Annotated in this window: 10 protein-coding genes and 2 pseudogenes; 8 read left to right on the forward strand and 4 right to left on the reverse strand. The window is 57.3% G+C overall.

The genetic code is table 11. The features are described 5' to 3' along the window. Positions 1–192: 192 nt before the first annotated feature. The gene (locus tag DQX05_RS14730; protein WP_119794327.1) at positions 193–1,017 is read left to right on the forward strand and encodes a helix-turn-helix domain-containing protein; all 825 of its coding nucleotides are present in this window, start codon (positions 193–195) and stop codon (positions 1,015–1,017) included. A 594-nt stretch (positions 1,018–1,611) separates the two neighbouring features. On the opposite strand, the gene DQX05_RS14735 is transcribed toward DQX05_RS14730, so the two are convergent. Together DQX05_RS14735 and DQX05_RS14740 are read right to left on the reverse strand one after the other, a co-directional pair. Continuing rightward, complete coding sequence (locus DQX05_RS14735) at positions 1,612–2,478, reverse strand: amidohydrolase family protein (RefSeq protein ID WP_119794328.1); 867 nt, start codon at positions 2,476–2,478, stop codon at positions 1,612–1,614. Beyond that, a complete protein-coding gene (locus DQX05_RS14740) occupies positions 2,465–5,581 on the reverse strand; it encodes a GNAT family N-acetyltransferase (protein WP_119794329.1) in 3,117 nt (1,038 codons plus the stop codon). The genes DQX05_RS14735 and DQX05_RS14740 overlap by 14 nt, the downstream gene beginning before the upstream one ends. 255 nt (positions 5,582–5,836) lie before the next feature. On the opposite strand from DQX05_RS14740, the gene DQX05_RS14745 reads away from it, so the two are divergent. After that, complete coding sequence (locus tag DQX05_RS14745) at positions 5,837–6,910, forward strand: FAD:protein FMN transferase (RefSeq protein ID WP_119794330.1); 1,074 nt, start codon at positions 5,837–5,839, stop codon at positions 6,908–6,910. A 136-nt stretch (positions 6,911–7,046) separates the two neighbouring features. On the opposite strand, the gene DQX05_RS14750 is transcribed toward DQX05_RS14745, so the two are convergent. After that, positions 7,047–7,397 carry a DUF1360 domain-containing protein gene (locus DQX05_RS14750; RefSeq protein WP_119794331.1) on the reverse strand — a complete coding sequence of 117 codons (351 nt, stop codon included), beginning with the start codon at positions 7,395–7,397 and terminating at the stop codon, positions 7,047–7,049. Positions 7,398–7,962: 565 nt separating this feature from the next. Here DQX05_RS14750 and DQX05_RS14760 point away from each other — a divergent pair. Further along, positions 7,963–8,673 carry a polysaccharide lyase domain-containing protein gene (locus tag DQX05_RS14760; RefSeq protein WP_119794333.1) on the forward strand — a complete coding sequence of 237 codons (711 nt, stop codon included), beginning with the start codon at positions 7,963–7,965 and terminating at the stop codon, positions 8,671–8,673. 89 nt (positions 8,674–8,762) lie between these two features. On the opposite strand, the pseudogene DQX05_RS14765 reads toward DQX05_RS14760, so the two are convergent. Next, positions 8,763–9,068 (reverse strand): annotated as a pseudogene (locus DQX05_RS14765) (GNAT family N-acetyltransferase); the annotation flags it as partial. Between the two features lie 114 nt (positions 9,069–9,182). Here DQX05_RS14765 and DQX05_RS14770 point away from each other — a divergent pair. From DQX05_RS14770 to DQX05_RS14790, 5 genes and pseudogenes are all read left to right on the forward strand, one after another. After that, entirely contained in the window at positions 9,183–9,743 is a 561-nt protein-coding gene (locus DQX05_RS14770) for a GNAT family N-acetyltransferase (protein ID WP_119794334.1), read from the forward strand. Next, positions 9,736–10,384, forward strand: a pseudogene (locus DQX05_RS14775) (serine/threonine protein kinase). The gene DQX05_RS14770 and the pseudogene DQX05_RS14775 overlap by 8 nt, the downstream one beginning before the upstream one ends. Positions 10,385–10,696: 312 nt before the next feature. Then, complete coding sequence (locus tag DQX05_RS14780; RefSeq protein WP_119794335.1) at positions 10,697–12,109, forward strand: alpha-L-fucosidase; 1,413 nt, start codon at positions 10,697–10,699, stop codon at positions 12,107–12,109. Between the two features lie 234 nt (positions 12,110–12,343). Next, complete coding sequence (locus DQX05_RS14785; protein WP_310735669.1) at positions 12,344–14,596, forward strand: heavy metal translocating P-type ATPase; 2,253 nt, start codon at positions 12,344–12,346, stop codon at positions 14,594–14,596. Further along, positions 14,593–15,273, forward strand: coding sequence for a sulfite exporter TauE/SafE family protein (locus DQX05_RS14790; protein ID WP_119794337.1), 681 nt, complete (start codon positions 14,593–14,595; stop codon positions 15,271–15,273). Before DQX05_RS14785 ends, DQX05_RS14790 begins: the two co-directional genes overlap by 4 nt. Positions 15,274–15,317: the final 44 nt, after the last annotated feature.

Genomic DNA, 15,317 nt, shown 5'->3' on the forward strand with positions numbered 1-15,317 from the left:
AGCCACGCCTCCAGCAATGCTTCTGTCTGCTGCATTCTCTTTCACCCTCCATAACCATTTCATTTGCGACGTACTCAATCCCTTGTTAACATGGGTAATATAGCAGGAGATTATCGGTGTGTATTGTAAAATGCGACAAATGAAATGCGATGCGCGAATGCCGCGTCTTATCTTGCAACGGGAGCGTGAACGATGGATACGAAGCCGAACCGCGAGCCGGACATCAGAGGCATGCTATATGGCGTTGCCGGCGAACAGAAATTCCGCATTACCCGCCATCTTCCAGCGCCTGACCTTCGCCCTTTCATCAAGTATTATTGGATGATTGCCTGGGATTTGCGAGGCCAATCTCCCTATGTGCAGGAGGTGCTTCAGCATCCCGGGGTCAATCTAGTGTTCGAGCGGGGCAACACGGCCGTGTCCGGCATTGTGAGCGGAAGATCCCAGCGGGTGCTGGAGGGACAGGGACGGGTGGCCGGGGTGCTCTTCCAGCCGGGGGGATTTTATCCCCTGTACCGCGAGCCGATGTCACGCCTCGCCGGGCAAGCGCTGCCCTTCCGCGACGTGTTCGGGATGGACAGCGGCCCGCTGGAGCAAGCGTTGTTCGCGTTAGAGGATGGTGAGGCGATGAGCCGAGTCATTGACGGGTTCCTGCGCGAACGGCTGCCGGAAGCGGAGGATAACGTGAAGCTCGTCAACCGGATTGTCGAGACCGTCGTGGATGGCCGGGACATTACCCGCGTCCAGGAGCTGGCGGATCGGTTCGCGCTTCATACGCGTTCGTTGCAGCGTTTGTTCCTCCACTATGTCGGCGTATCGCCGAAATGGGTCATCCAGCGCAGCCGCATTCACGATGCGGCGGGGCAGGCGGCCGCCGGCGCCCTGCCGGATTGGGCGGCCCTCGCAGCGGATTTGGGCTATCACGATCAGGCCCATTTTATCAAGGATTTCAAGGCATTCGTCGGCGTGTCGCCGGAGGAGTACGCCAGGAAGCTCCGCTATCCGGAGCAGGGATGAGAGGAAGAGCGATAACATAGCTTGCGAGCAGAGATGAGAGCACAAGCGATGACATAGCTTGCGAGCAGAGATGAAGGCACAAGTGATGACATAGCTTACGAGCAGAGATGAGAGCAAGAGAGATGACATAGCTTATAAGGCGAGAATGAGCTGAAGACTGCCCGTGGGGCAGTCTTCGTTCGTTGTCTAGCTCATGTGGGTATCGGGCGCATCAGGATCTGGCTCTTGAGGGCATCTGGTGCATCAGGGCATCTGGCTCATCTGGTTTAATGGGAGCTTATATCTCGGCATGCCCAATAATACTGTAAAACTGCAGGATTAGGCTGCCTGAGCCGATGGCGAAATGGAGATCCTGCGAAAATGCAGGAATTTCAGCCTTATTGGTTGAAAATAAGGGAAATTCGACGAAAGAGATGCGTCTGTGCAGGAATTTCATCAAACACCAGCTCAAACGGCTGAAATTGATGCACCTATGCAGTATTATTGTGCCGCTCCCTCATTCCGGATGAAGCCGTACCCCCGAAGGTGTATAGGCTGTAAAGGGTTTATCGGCACACGCATCTCCCTTGCTTTCGTCCAAGGCTAGCGCGGTGCCTAGCCTCCATTTTCCAAGAATGGCCTAATCTTCGGAAATACGTTCAGCGCCGTCCGGTAGAACACATCCTCATGATGCTCCGCCGGGATCAGCTCCCGGACGAACCGGATGTAGGCCTCTACGGGAGCGAGCGGCCAATCGGTGCCGAACAGCAGCTTGTCGTAATGATCGCAATAGGTTACGGCATGGCGCAGATGGGCGAAGAACAGCGGCGAGTCCTTGAGCCGGTTGCAATTGTCGGTATCGCCGACCATGAGACCGGACAGATCGGCGAATACGTTCCGGTTCTTGTAGACGACTTCCGCTCCGTCCAGCGCCCAAGGATCGCCGAAGTGCGCCATCATGAAGTTGACGTTCCGATGGGTGACGGCCACCTCATCGATCGTCAACGGATGCGAATACTTGAGCAGCCCGCGCTCCGAGTACGTATCGCCCGTATGGAACACGACCGGGACGCGATAGGCGGCGGCCAGCTCATAGACCGGCTGATAGACGCTGTCGTAGGCATAGAAGGGATAATAGCCCAGATAGATTTTGAGGCCGACGGCTTCCGGCTTCTGCAGATCGCGTTCCAGCGCTTCAAGCTCTTGCGTGCCAAGGCGGTAAGGATTAATGCCCAGGCAATAGACGAGCTGGGGCGGCAGCGCCTCCACCAGGTTGAGCCCCATCGGGGTCACGGCTTCCTCATCGGGGAAGCCTCCCGGCTTCGTCTCGGTCAGTCCCATGCCGATGCCGAGCACGACATGGTTGTCCCGGTATTCCTTCAGAATCCCGTCCAGGCTATAATCAACGAATGATTTCTCTGCGGCAGTCGCCTTGAACTCTTGGATATGGGACAGATGCATATGGGCATCAATGATCTTCACTTGCTCCACTTCCTCTCTCGTCCGGGAACCGGATCTGTTGTAATGAAGCCAAGGCTTCGAATTCGATGCGATCAGGGGAGAATAGCAGGAACATCGGCTCTGTTCGGACGCAGGCTCCGTTCGGGATGTGCCGTTCGCGATTGTATTCCACCTGACATATCTCATTGTTGGCATAGACGAGCGGATGGCGCTCGTTCGCATCCATCATGACATGAAGCTGCTGCTCCCGGTTATCCGATCCGAAGGCGAGATGCCGCGCTGCCGGAATTTCGAGCTCCCCCTTGCCTGGCCGGAATGTGCGATCGGACCCGTCATGTTCCTTCACGGATACCCGCAAGCCATCCAGCGAGTCGCCGGGCTGGATGAACATCGATGTGTCCCAGACTAGATGATCGAGACTGAGGCCAGTCTCCTGCTCGATTTCGGAAAATGCGCACAGCACGGGCACGCGGGACATCATCAGAAAATATTGGTGCAGCTTCAAGCCCTTATAGGTGTCATGCTGGCGGATGTCCAGCGTAAGCTTCAAGCCCTGCCATTGATTCCCGAAGCTGTCCCGCCGGGGAACGAATTCTACCGTGCTGCTCTCCCTCAGGACGGAGAGCGTGCTCAAGCCGCCGATATCGTACTTCAGACCGCCGATGAACGGATTCCACCATGATCTCGGCGCGTGCAGCGGATATCCGCTGGCCAGCCATTCCTCGCCGCTTGCTTGCAGGGAGTGAAGACCAGGGTAGAAGGAAGGGGCCGCCGCCACTCGCAGCACGCCATTGTCAGCCGAATAGGTCGGTCCGGCTTGTCCCTCTTGCCGCTGGAATCGGATCGGCTCGTCTGACGGGATCAGCACGATGGAGCTTCGCTTCACGTCATGCGTAGGCAGATGAACCACCGCATCGACGACCTCTATGCTCTGCTGCGGCGCCGGAAGGGGGCATACCGTAATCCCGGAGTCATCGATGTCCAACTGCCGGGCGGCTGCGTGCGGTTCCCGGCGCAGTTGAACCGAGATCGTTCCCTCCCTCTGCACCAACCGGTGATCCTGGAGCGTCACGTTCAGATTCGACTGGAGGACGGGATTATGCCCGTTCAGAATCAGCTCGATCGGATCGGTAAGCCGGAGATCGGAACGGATGTCGGGCTCCTGCATCGCGAAGGCACGGAAGCGGGTCCAGTCTGTATATCCGCCCATCGTCAGATGGATGGGCTCCGATACACCCTTCTCTCCCGGCGCCAGACTTCCGAGTGAAGCTTCGAGGCTGATGCACCATCCCTCAATATGAACGCGATGCGTCTTCGGCCAGCAGACGCCGAGCGGGACACTGCCGTGCTGGATGAATATCCACGGTTCCGTGATGTTGCGGCTTTCCCAGTAGCTGTACTCGCTGCCCGTGATCTCGTTCAGCGCGATATATTTACCGTTGTAAGGCAGGACGGCGCCTTGCAGTCCGAAGCGCGCCTGTTGGCTCACATACAGCTCGGTGACAGGCTGGGCGCCGGTATTTTCGGCTTCTTGCCAATAGGCAACGGTCCCTTCCCCATACAGAAGAAGGTTCACGGTCAAGAATACCGACGGGAACGATGCCGATTGATAGCGCAGCGACAGTCCGATGGCGCCTTCCTCCTGGATCGGATGTATCGATACTGGCTTTTTCTTCGAGAATTCCGTGGAGAACGGCTTGCCCAGCTTCGGGAAGCCCAGTTCGGCGTAGGTTTTCATCCCGGGGCAGAGAAGCCCGAAGCCGTTCCATTCCTTGTTGAACCTGATGGAGAAATGTCCGTGGAACAGCTGCCAATACTTCTCCGTCTCGCCGGCGAAGGCGGCGCCGGGACCGCTGAAGCCATCTCCGATCGTTCGCGTGAATGGGATCACGCTTCCATCGGCCAGCCGAGCCTCGGCTTCGACCTGTTGGGAATAGAAACCATAATGGCGCACCTGATAGGGAACGGGGATGGACATCCGTTCCTTCGCTTCCAGGGGGACCTCGAAATCATGGCGTCCCAAGGACAGCACCGGGCTGTCAGCCAGCGTAAAGCGAAAGACAGCCGCTTCCGCAAAATTGTTCTCGATGTCCACATGGAAGGTGCCGCCTATGGCTGGGTAGGCGCTGCGGCTCGGCCTCTTCCACGCGAGCTGGGCCGGGAACCGGGGAATGACGCCAATTTGGAACAGGGCTTCCTTCCCGTTAATGCGCATCCGAGTCGTGACGCGGGGGCATGTCCGCCATACGCTTTGCTCCTCTTCGACAGGGCCGACGAAGAAGCTCGCCCGGATCGTCGCTTCGCCTTCCACTTCGGCCTGATGCTCCCAGTCAAATTGAATATTGCGGTCGTTCTCGCCCCGCAGATCGAGATGGAGCGGGCGGCCCGACTTGTTCACGATCCGGTACTCTATCGTATAAGAACGGCCGAAAACCGGCTTCGCCTGCTCTGCTTGGGCGATGATAAGATAATCATCGGTCTCGAAGAGCCGGATGCCTCTTCCGGTGCGTTCGAATTCGACGCGCAGCGAGGCGCTGTTCTTTTCCCATGTATATGTGAAATAATCAAAGTCGTTATCCTTGCGCCCATCGGGCTTAATCTCGATCTCCCGGGTCGAGTCCTCGTACCAGTCAATGTCATCAAAATAGGCGGAGAGCGCTTCCGTAGTCAATACGGCAGGCATGAAGTTCATCAGGTGGGTCGTATCTTCCCGATCCTCCCAGAAAAAACCGCATCGCTTATACAGCGGAACGGCCTTCGTATTGCTGGCCCATGTATACAGATCGAGGCGTGGCCAGCCCAACCGTATCGTCGTATCCAACGCTTCGCGGACAAGCATCTTGCCGATTCGCCGGCCATGATAATCCGGCCTCACATTCAGCAGTCCGATATAGAGCGCTCCGGTATCCTCGCGGTATTCGAACAGGCTGCAGTACCCTACTACGGCATCCTGATTCAGGGCAAGAAAGACTTCCAGCGCGTCCGAGCCTTCTTCTTCCGTTCGCACCCGTTCCGCCGTACGAATCGTATCTCCACCGCCCCAGCCCTCCTGGCTGAGGTTCCACATCTCTGCTACTCTAGCCGCATACTCCGGCTGATAGCGGACGATTGTAATCGGATTCATTCCAAGACCTCCTTGCTCCACTGCTAGATTGGGGTAATGTGACAACATACATATATACCTGAAATTGTTATCGATGTTTCTTGGAATTATAAAAGAATATGAAGCAAAACATACAATGGAATTGACATTGTACGACTGTGGATCTAGACAAATGCGGCTCGTGGTATGATATAGATCACATACATCTCTATGCCTTATCGACGATAATTTTTCATGATTTTCATGGCCAAACTTCGTGAGGAGGTTTTCAGTGATATGACGAACAGTACAAAGGTTAAGATCATAGGGGCGGCAATTCTGCTGTTCGTAATGTCCGGAATTGGATATTTTCTATGGGCCAACGGCTCTGACTCAAGTAAGACAGCTCCGCCTGTGACCAAGACCTTTCTTAAATTCGATACGGTAATTCAATTGAAGCTGTATGGTGATGAAGCGGCGGAGAAGCATCTTGAGGACATCGAGAAGCTACTGGATCGAATCGATCAGCAAATCAATATGAGCAATCCCGAGAGTGAAATCTCCCGGGTGAATGCAGCCGCAGGCAAAGAAGCGGTCAGCGTCTCGCAAGACACCTTCGATCTGGTGAAAAAGGCCGTAGAGTACGCCCAAGCTACGGAGGGGACTTTCGATCCGAGTATCGGATCGCTGGTCAAGCTGTGGAGGATCGGAGCTGGCGGGGTGCATCCCCCTGCTGACCATCTCATTGAGCAGGCCAAGTCGTTAGTTAACTACAGGGACATTGAATTGGATGAGAAAAATAGGACGATCAAGCTGGCAAAGGCAGGCATGTCCATCGATCTTGGAGCGATTGGCAAAGGGTACGCCGGAGATCTGGTGTCTGATTTCCTGCGTCAGGAGAAGGTAGGAAGCGCGCTTATCGATCTGGGCGGCAGCACGATTATGGCGCTTGGCAGCAAGCCTGGAGGAGATGTGTGGCGCATCGGGCTGCAAGACCCGGACCGGGAGCGAGGGGAGCAAATTGCCATTGTTCAGCTTCGAGATGAGACGATCGGCACATCCGGCGTTTATGAACGCTACTTCATAGACAACGGGATTCGGTATCATCATATATTGGATCCCGCAACGGGAGCACCGACACAGAACGGGATCAAGAGCGTGACCATTATCGGCGGAACCGCCACAGCAGGCGATGCGCTTTCTACGGCAGCGATTGTGAAGGGGTTGCAGGAGGGGTTGGCCTTTTTGGAGCAGACGCCTGATGTCGAAGGCATGTTCATTATGGAGGATAACAAGGTGTACGTGACTTCGGGCTTGAATGGGAAGATTAAGCTCACGAGCCCGCAGTATATCCTTGTTGATGAGGACTGATCAGGTTGTTGCCTGGATTCCAAAGCGTTACAGGAGCCGGATTGAGCTTGAAGACAGCTCGATCCGGCTTGTTGTTATGCACAAAAACCGGTCCATTTGACCGGATGGAGCGCCCTGTGGGGCTGGTCGCTGCCATTTATAATCGATTAAGCGCGAACTGCTCGATAAGGGCGGCGATTCCGGCGACGGCGAACATCAGCAGCAGCGGGAACGATGCCGGCACGTACCAGTACAAGGCGGTGAGGACAGCCGCGCACCATATGCCGGTGCACCAATGACAGCTGAGCAGCGTTCCCATCCAGTGCCGGAAGCCCGTGCCCCGGATATCGACCTGCCGGATGACGGTCCCATCGTCTTGAGGCATGTAGGTGACGGTCATAAAAGGCGCTCGCAGCGGCCAAGTAATATCGTCATAGACGATAAGATGGGTCAGGCGGAACGATGCCAGCGCAAGAATGACCAGTTGAATCCAGGTGAACTCATCCATGCCAGGTCCTCCTTCATGAATGCGTGATACCAGCCTGTCCAGTCCTTCTCTCTACCAGCAGCATATAATAGATCGAGGGAAGAGAAATGGAGGTGACCGCTGATGTGTTTCTGCAATTCGGTGAATCGGCTCAATTCCAAGCCAGGCAGAACGATAGAGGTCGTGAATAACACGAGAGTACCGTCTCCGCCACAGCAAATTGTCGTTACCGCCCGCCCGATCGAAGGCGTAGCGAGACCGCATGCTCATTGGCAACAATAAGAATCCTGTCCCTGTGGAGAGATGTCCGTATACCGTATGCTATGTATCGGTTCCGTAATTGGTTCGCGGCGGGAGCGCAACTAGGGCCAGAAGCGGAAGCCCAAAAAGACCAGACCTGTCCATCTGGTTTTTTTGGGCTGTATCTTAAATGGCTTTCTCCTTTTTTGCAAACGCTCCAGAAAAACAAATATGAAATGTACAAAATCGTATCGGCAGGAATGATTTGCGCTGGTTAAACATCATATAATTAAAACGGTTAAACTATAGGGTGAGAACAGGGTCGCTTGAAAAAGGAGGATGTTCAATGATGACGATAACAAGGAGCGGGTGCGGGAGCAAGCTGAGAAGGGGAATTAGTGCTGGGTGGGCCATCCTGCTCTTCATAAGCGTGTTCGCCACGATGGGAATCGCCCATGCCGAATCGCGCAGCGTGCCGGCCGGGGAGGCCGCTGATGAAGTGATCGTCTGCGGCACCGCTTCCTGTCTGCAGAGCGCCTTGAAGAAGGTTACTCCCGGCCAGCGGATCGTGCTGGCTCCGGGAACCTATACGGGGAGCTTCTCCTCTGATGTGAACGGGATCGCGAGCCAGCCGATCCGGATGGATAGCGAGGATCCCGCGAACCCGGCGATTCTGTCCGGTTATGCCGTCGCTGCCGAGCATGTTGACATTAAGGAGAGAACGATCGGCACGGTGGTAGAGAACTGCACCTTCTACGGCGAGGGCATCAGCGGGGCGAACTATGCCGACAGCTTCATCGATGTGAAAGGCAACAACGCCGTCATCCGCAACAATATCGGCTACCAGAACGGCAACGGCCATATCGCCGATGCTTTCCAGGTTCACCAGGTGATATCGGGCTTGGGGATTAACAACGAATTTTCGCATAATACGCTCTATCTGACCGATCCTTCTATCTATGTCATCGTGGCCTACGGCAACGCGACGGCCACCGCCATACAGAACATAAGAACCCCGGCAGGCAATATGTATAAGGGGAATGTGACGGTTCAATAGTATGCGAGGATAGTAAATCAAGGAGAGGAATCGCCGGTTAGCTGGAATTAATTAGAGGGGATGAGGGAGATAGCGAAGGGCGGGGGTCCCCCATTGGAGTCGGCCCAAGCCATCGATTGTTTCAGCAGATTTTTTCCAATGCCATATCCCCAAAACTCTTTTTGGACGTATACGCCGAATTCTACTTTGTGCAAGAACCGCTTTAATTGACTTCCCTCGCATCGCGAAAACCCGGCGATCCGATCGTGCACGACCGCCACCAAAAATAAGTTTCTTTTCTTTTAGGAATCGGCTATTATCAACTGTTCAAAATCGAGCACACCAATGAATGCTTCTCCTGGTTCTCGGTCTAAAAACTCCGTCTCTCCATCAATTTGCACCCGTAATGCGGACAGCTTTGAACGGTAATGAAAAGAAACATCTTACGGGTACTCTGTACTCACTAAGAGATGTAATGAAATATAGAGAAAAGAGATTCAACATTTTTATCACGCTAAGGAGGGGAAATCATGTTCATCCGCAAAGCGGAAGCGAAGGATGCCCAGGCCTTTATTGATTTTTGTGCCCGTCTGGATCAGGAGACAAAGTTCATGCTTTATGAGCCTGGGGAGCGCGGCCTCAGCCTGGAAGATCAAGCCCGGCGGTTGGCGAGCTTGTACGAATCGGACGATTCGATTATGCTGTTAGCCGTCACCTATCAGGGAGGCATCGCCGGGTTCGCGGCCGGCATCGGTTCGAGCCTGAAACGGTCCAGACATGCGGTGTCTGTCGTTATTGGCATACTGCAGCCTTATACGGGCCAAGGCTTGGGCAGCCGGCTGATGGAAGAAGTAGAAAACTGGGCGGCCGCGGCCGGCAAGCATCGGCTCCAGCTCACGGTCATGACGCATAATGAACGTGCCATCCAATTATATACGAAGCGTGGCTTTCGGATCGAAGGGACATTGAGCCGCTCCTTGCGGGTGGACGATCAATTCGTGGATGAATATATGATGGCCAAGCTGATACATATCGGGGAGGAAAACAGTGACGGAAGAAGGACAACAAGCAGTAACGATACGAATGGATGATGTTTCTTTTCAGGTGAAGCAGGAGCATGATTTTTCCTGGCTGCGGGAGTTGGGCCGCGTATTCTGCGTGTTCGACCAGCAGGATTCGGGCAATCTGTCCTTCGGCGTCGTACGGGACGGTATCCGGAGCTTCGTGAAGTATGCCGGCGCGCGCCCTGTCCGCTATGCGGGAGATCCCCGGGATGCGATCGCCCGGCTGGAGCAGGCGATGCCGCTGTATGAACAATTGCGGCATCCGCATCTGATTGCGCTGCGGGAGCATTTTCGCGCGGGAGAGGGCTATGCGGCGCAGTTTGCTCTATGATTTTCAGCGTCATGCGATGAGGATCTGCGATATCGATATGTACGCCAGGAAGCCGTACACGAATACGATGGGCAGGATGTGGGGTTCATCACGCTTTATGTCGCCGGAGGAGTTCGAGCTCGGAGCGGCCATTGATGAACGGACCAATGTATTCAATATGGGGGCGATGGCATTCGCACTGCTGGGCGGGGAGCTCGATCGTTCCCGTGAGCGGTGGGAGGCGGGGCAAGCCCTTTATGAAGCGGCCTGCCGTGCCGTTGCACAGAACCGGGCCGCCCGCTACGCTTCCGTTGCGGAATTCCATGCGGCATGGCGGCAGGCTGAGCGAGTGGGATAGCAGAGGGATCATGGCGATCCCTCTGGTGGTGGAACCGTTACCTATCATTCAATTGGAAGTCAATCGATGTCGGCTTCCGTCCCGCTTTCTTCCCGCCTCGCTCCGCGGGACGGAAATATGTCGATTATGAACGTCACCAGCGGGCAGGGCAACATCGAAATCCGCGCCACATAAGGGCGGAAAGCCCCGGTTAGCGAAAATGGTCAAGCGCTGCGAATTTGACCAATTGAAGTTTGTAAGCGTTTGTACTATATATGAGAGGCAGATATGGCAATCCAAAAAGCAGATACGATGTGCGGGAGGTCAAGACAAATGAGTGAACAGGCTGGACAACTGCAAGATACGCTGAATGAAGAACACGAAGAGCAAGTCGTGCAGCAGGGCGTGCACAATTTCAGCGCGGAAGAGGAGTGGGTGAAGCCGACCGATCCGCTGCTGCTGGAGCGTCTGGAGTGGTTCCAGGATCAGAAGCTTGGCTTCATGATGCACTGGGGCCCTTATTCCCAATTGGGGATCGTAGAATCATGGGCGCTCAGTGACGCCGATGCGGACTGGTCGCGCGACGGCATCGATTGGGATGTGGATAGCGAAGAGCTGAAGCGCCAATATTTCGATTTGAACAAAACCTTCAACCCGATCCGGTTCCAGCCGGAACTGTGGGCGGAGCTGGCTGCGGATAACGGATTCAAATATCTTCTCTTCACGACGAAGCATCATGACGGCTTCTGCATGTGGGACACCCATACGACGGACTACCGGATTACGGGACCGGACACACCGTTCCACCTGCACCCGAAGGCGGATATTTGCAAGCATTTGTTCGACGCCTTCCGGGAAAAAGGAATGGCCGTAGCGGCCTATTTCTCGAAGGCCGACTGGCACTCTCCATATTATTGGGCGCCGGGAATGGAGCGCGGGACGGCGACATCGCGGGGGCCTTCTTACCATCCGCAGGAACATCCTTGGCTGTGGGAGCAATTCGTGAAGTTCACGCATGATCAGATTATGGAGCTGCTGACCCGCTACGGCCGCATCGATGTGCTGTGGCTGGATGCAGGCTGGGTCTATGAAGGGGCGAGAGGGCAGGATATCCGCCTCGGCGAGGTGGTCGAACGCGCCCGCCAGCACCAGCCGTGGCTGCTGTCCGCTGACCGCACGATCGGGGGGCCTTACGAAAATATTATTACGCCGGAGCAGACGATTCCGTCCGGACCGATGACGGTGCCGTGGGAGAGCTGCATAACGCTCGGCACGTCGTTCTCCTTCCGGTATGAGGACAAATACAAGACGGGGCGGCAACTGGTGCACATCTTGCTGGAGGTCGTGGCCAAAGGCGGCAATCTTGCGTTGAACGTCGGACCGCAGCCGGACGGCCGGCTTCCGGAAGGAGCGATTCGCTCGATGAAGGAGCTTGGCGCCTGGCTGAAGGTGAACGGGGAAGCCGTATACGGCACGCGCATTTGCGCTCCCTATTTCACGGGCCGGACCGCATTTACCCGCAAAGGGGATACCGCGTACGGATTCTACTTGTATCCGAACGAGAAGGCGGCGGTCGAGCCGGAAGTATTCCTGCCGTATACCGAGCCGGTATCGGCTGTCGAATTGCTCGGCACGGACGGCGCACTTGAATTTACCCGCACGGCGGAAGGCATTGCCATCCGGCTGCCGGAAGCGGCGGCGGCTGGCCCGGCGCCGATAGCGCATGCATTCCGCTTGCTTGCCTAAGATTGCATCAACCTCATATCACTCGCGGAAGCCGGTCAGACTGACCGGCTTCTTTGGCATGGTCCGGCTCAAGCTCCCCGGTTAGCGCTCTGAACCGCTACGCCGCCGCCTTTTCCGATGTGACCGGATTCAACAAGGCAGAAGTTCGCGGATAGCACCTTCGGGCCATCCTATTTTGGACGGGACGTGCATAGGTTCTAGTAATGGGACAATGTACTGTACATAGGGAATGGGGTGAACTCGTTGGCGAATCCTTCCTCCGCCACATGGAGTCGGCATACGCTGCATATTACGGGCATGAACTGCGCCGCCTGTGCGGTTCGAATCGAAAAGGCTTTGCGGCGAATGGAGGGGACCGGCGGAGTATCCGTCAATTTCGCTGTCGGACGGGCTTCGGTCCAGCTGGATCCGGCCCGGCTGCAGCTGCGGCAAGTCGAGGACCGAGTCGAGCAGCTTGGCTTCGGCATTCGGAAGGATACGGATGCGGGCTCCTATCTTGGCACGGACGTGAAGGGGCTGTGGCTCCGCTTCATCGCTTCGGCTCTGCTCACGCTGCCCCTGCTCTGGACGATGTTCTCCCACTACTCGCTCACCTCATCGGTATGGATTCCGAAATTGTTCTTCCAGCCCTGGTTCCAGCTGGCCTTGGCTACGCCGGTGCAGTTCATCATCGGCATGCCGTTCTACTTCGGCGCGTTCCACGCGCTGCGGAACCGGGGAGCGAACATGGATGTGCTGGTGGCGCTCGGCACCTCCTCAGCCTATTTCTACAGCCATTACTTGGCCATGAAGGCGATCCAGTCTCCTGCTGCCGAAGGACAGCATATCCCGCTCTATTTCGAGACCGGATCCATGATCATTACGGTCGTGCTGTTAGGCAAGCTGCTTGAAGGGATGGCCCGCCAACGCACGATGCACGCGATGCGCGGCCTTCAGGAGATGCAGGCGGACTATGTCCATGTTATTCGGATGCAGCGGGAGACACGGATTCCGATAGAGGAGATGCGGGGCGGCGATCAGGTCGTCATTCGCCCCGGGGAGCGGATTCCGGTGGATGGGGTCATCGTGCGCGGGCATTCGGCGGTCGACGAGTCGATGATGACCGGGGAGGGAATGCCAGCCGACAAGAGCGCCGGGGCACAGGTGATGAGCGGGACGATGAACTTGAACGGGATCCTTACCGTGGAAGCGCGGCGGATCGGTTCCGATTCCACGGTGGCGCAGTTAATTCGCCTGATGGAGGACGCCCAATATTCGAAGCCGCCGATTCAGCGCCTCGCGGACACGATCGCGAGCTACTTCGTCCCGGTGGTCGTCGCGATTGCCGGCCTTACGTTCGCCGCCTGGTATGCGCTCTGCCAGCCCGGCGACTTCGGCCATGCGCTCGGGTGTGCGGTCTCGGTGCTTGTCATTGCCTGTCCGTGCGCCATCGGGCTGGCGACTCCGATCTCGATTCTGGTCGGCTCCGGACGGGCAGCCCAGCGGGGAATTCTGTTCAAGGAAGGCCGCTTCATGGAACAGCTCCAACAGACGGATGTCGTGCTGCTGGACAAGACGGGCACATTGACCGAGGGGAGGCCGGAGCTGACCGATATCCTTCCGCTGGGGGGACATTCGGCACGGAGTCTGCTTCGCTGGGCGGCCGCTGCCGAGCAGCCCTCGGAGCATCCGATCTCGCGCGCGATCGCGGCCGCGGCCGAACGGCAGCAGCTGATCGTGCCCGAGGCGAAGCGCTTCTCCATGATTCCCGGCTGCGGCATTCGGGCGGAGGTCGAAGGGAAGCGCCTCTTCCTCAGCGCTTACGCCAGGCTGAAGCCGCAGGGGATTCAGGCCAATTACGCGGATGCAGGCGTCATCGCGGAGCTGGAGCGGGAAGGGAAGACGGTCATCGGCATGGCGGTCGATAACCGGCTTGCCGGCTTGCTCGCCATCCGCGATTCGCTGCGTCCAACCTCGGCCGAGGCGGTGCGGCAGATGAAGCGGCTTGGCCTGGAGGTGATGATGGTGACCGGCGATCAGCGCATGACGGCCGAGGCGATAGCGAGAGAGGCCGGGATCGGGCAAATCACCGCTGGAGTGCTGCCGCAGGAGAAGGTCGAATGGGTGAGCCGGCTGCAGCGGGAAGGAAGGACGGTGACGATGGTGGGAGACGGCATCAATGACGCGCCCGCGCTGGCCGCCTCCGATATCGGCATCGCGATGGGGCAGGGGAGCGATATTGCCGGCGAAGCCGCGGACATCCATCTATTGCGCGGCGACCTGCGCGCCATTCCGGAGGCAATCCATATTAGCCGCCGGACGATGGCCAATATTCGCCAAAACCTATCTTTCGCTCTCGTCTATAATGTCATCGCCATTCCTTTTGCGGTCATGGGCTGGCTCGAGCCGTGGATGGCCGGAACGGCGATGGCGCTCAGCTCGGTCTCCGTCGTCGGCAACGCCTTGCGTCTGCAGCGCTCGGGCCGGCGCAAGGGGGCGGTCTCGTGAGCGGAGAGAGCCTCTGGCTGGTTGCCGCCACCGGCTTGCTGAGCGCACCGCATTGCATCGGAATGTGCGGCGGCATCGTGATGAACTTCGCCTGGAATGCGAAGAGATCGGCCTTGGCGGCGGTGCTCGCCTATAATGCGGGGCGGGTGTTGACCTATACCGCGATGGGAGCGGCGATGGGAGCCGCCGGAAGCTTCCTCGAATTGACGGGAAGCTGGGCGGGGCTGCAGGGCTTGGCCAGTATGCTGGGCGGCCTGCTCATCCTGCTGTGGGCGTACCGCCGCGTGGCGCTGCCCTTGGAGCGGATAAGCCCGGCCCGGATTCCGTTCGTCCGCCGCTGGATGGAGCGGCTGCGGGGAAGCGGGGATCTCCGGGCCGTACTGGCGAGCGGGCTGCTGTTCGGCTTTATCCCGTGCGGCTTGACCTACGCGATGCAGATCAACGCGGCGGCCAGCGGCAGCGCTCTCGGAGGCGGAATGATTATGGCCGTCTTCGGCCTTGCGACCTTCCCGTCCCTCCTGGCCGTCGGCTTGTTCGCGGCCGCGATTGAGCGCACCATTCGCGCCCGGCTGGTGAAGGCCGGGCAGATCGTGGCAGCCGTGATCGGCGTCCTGTGCATTATGCGCGGGCTGTCCGCGAACGGCTGGATTCCGGCGCTCCATCCGTGGCTGTGGTAAGCGGGAGCATACCGGTCGCCCCGCAGCCGAACGGCCGTGCACCG

The organism is Paenibacillus thiaminolyticus (assembly GCF_003591545.1).
GTDB lineage: Bacteria > Bacillota > Bacilli > Paenibacillales > Paenibacillaceae > Paenibacillus_B > Paenibacillus_B thiaminolyticus_A.

Excerpts from the sequence above, each read along its gene's own strand:
- DQX05_RS14730 (WP_119794327.1), top strand. The coding sequence starts at position 193 with ATGGATACGAAGCCGAACCGCGAGCCGGACATCAGAGGCATGCTATAT.
- DQX05_RS14740 (WP_119794329.1), bottom strand. The coding sequence starts at position 5,581 with ATGAATCCGATTACAATCGTCCGCTATCAGCCGGAGTATGCGGCTAGA.
- DQX05_RS14745 (WP_119794330.1), top strand. The coding sequence starts at position 5,837 with ATGACGAACAGTACAAAGGTTAAGATCATAGGGGCGGCAATTCTGCTG.
- DQX05_RS14750 (WP_119794331.1), bottom strand. The coding sequence starts at position 7,397 with ATGGATGAGTTCACCTGGATTCAACTGGTCATTCTTGCGCTGGCATCG.
- DQX05_RS14760 (WP_119794333.1), top strand. The coding sequence starts at position 7,963 with ATGATGACGATAACAAGGAGCGGGTGCGGGAGCAAGCTGAGAAGGGGA.
- DQX05_RS14770 (WP_119794334.1), top strand. The coding sequence starts at position 9,183 with ATGTTCATCCGCAAAGCGGAAGCGAAGGATGCCCAGGCCTTTATTGAT.
- DQX05_RS14780 (WP_119794335.1), top strand. The coding sequence starts at position 10,697 with ATGAGTGAACAGGCTGGACAACTGCAAGATACGCTGAATGAAGAACAC.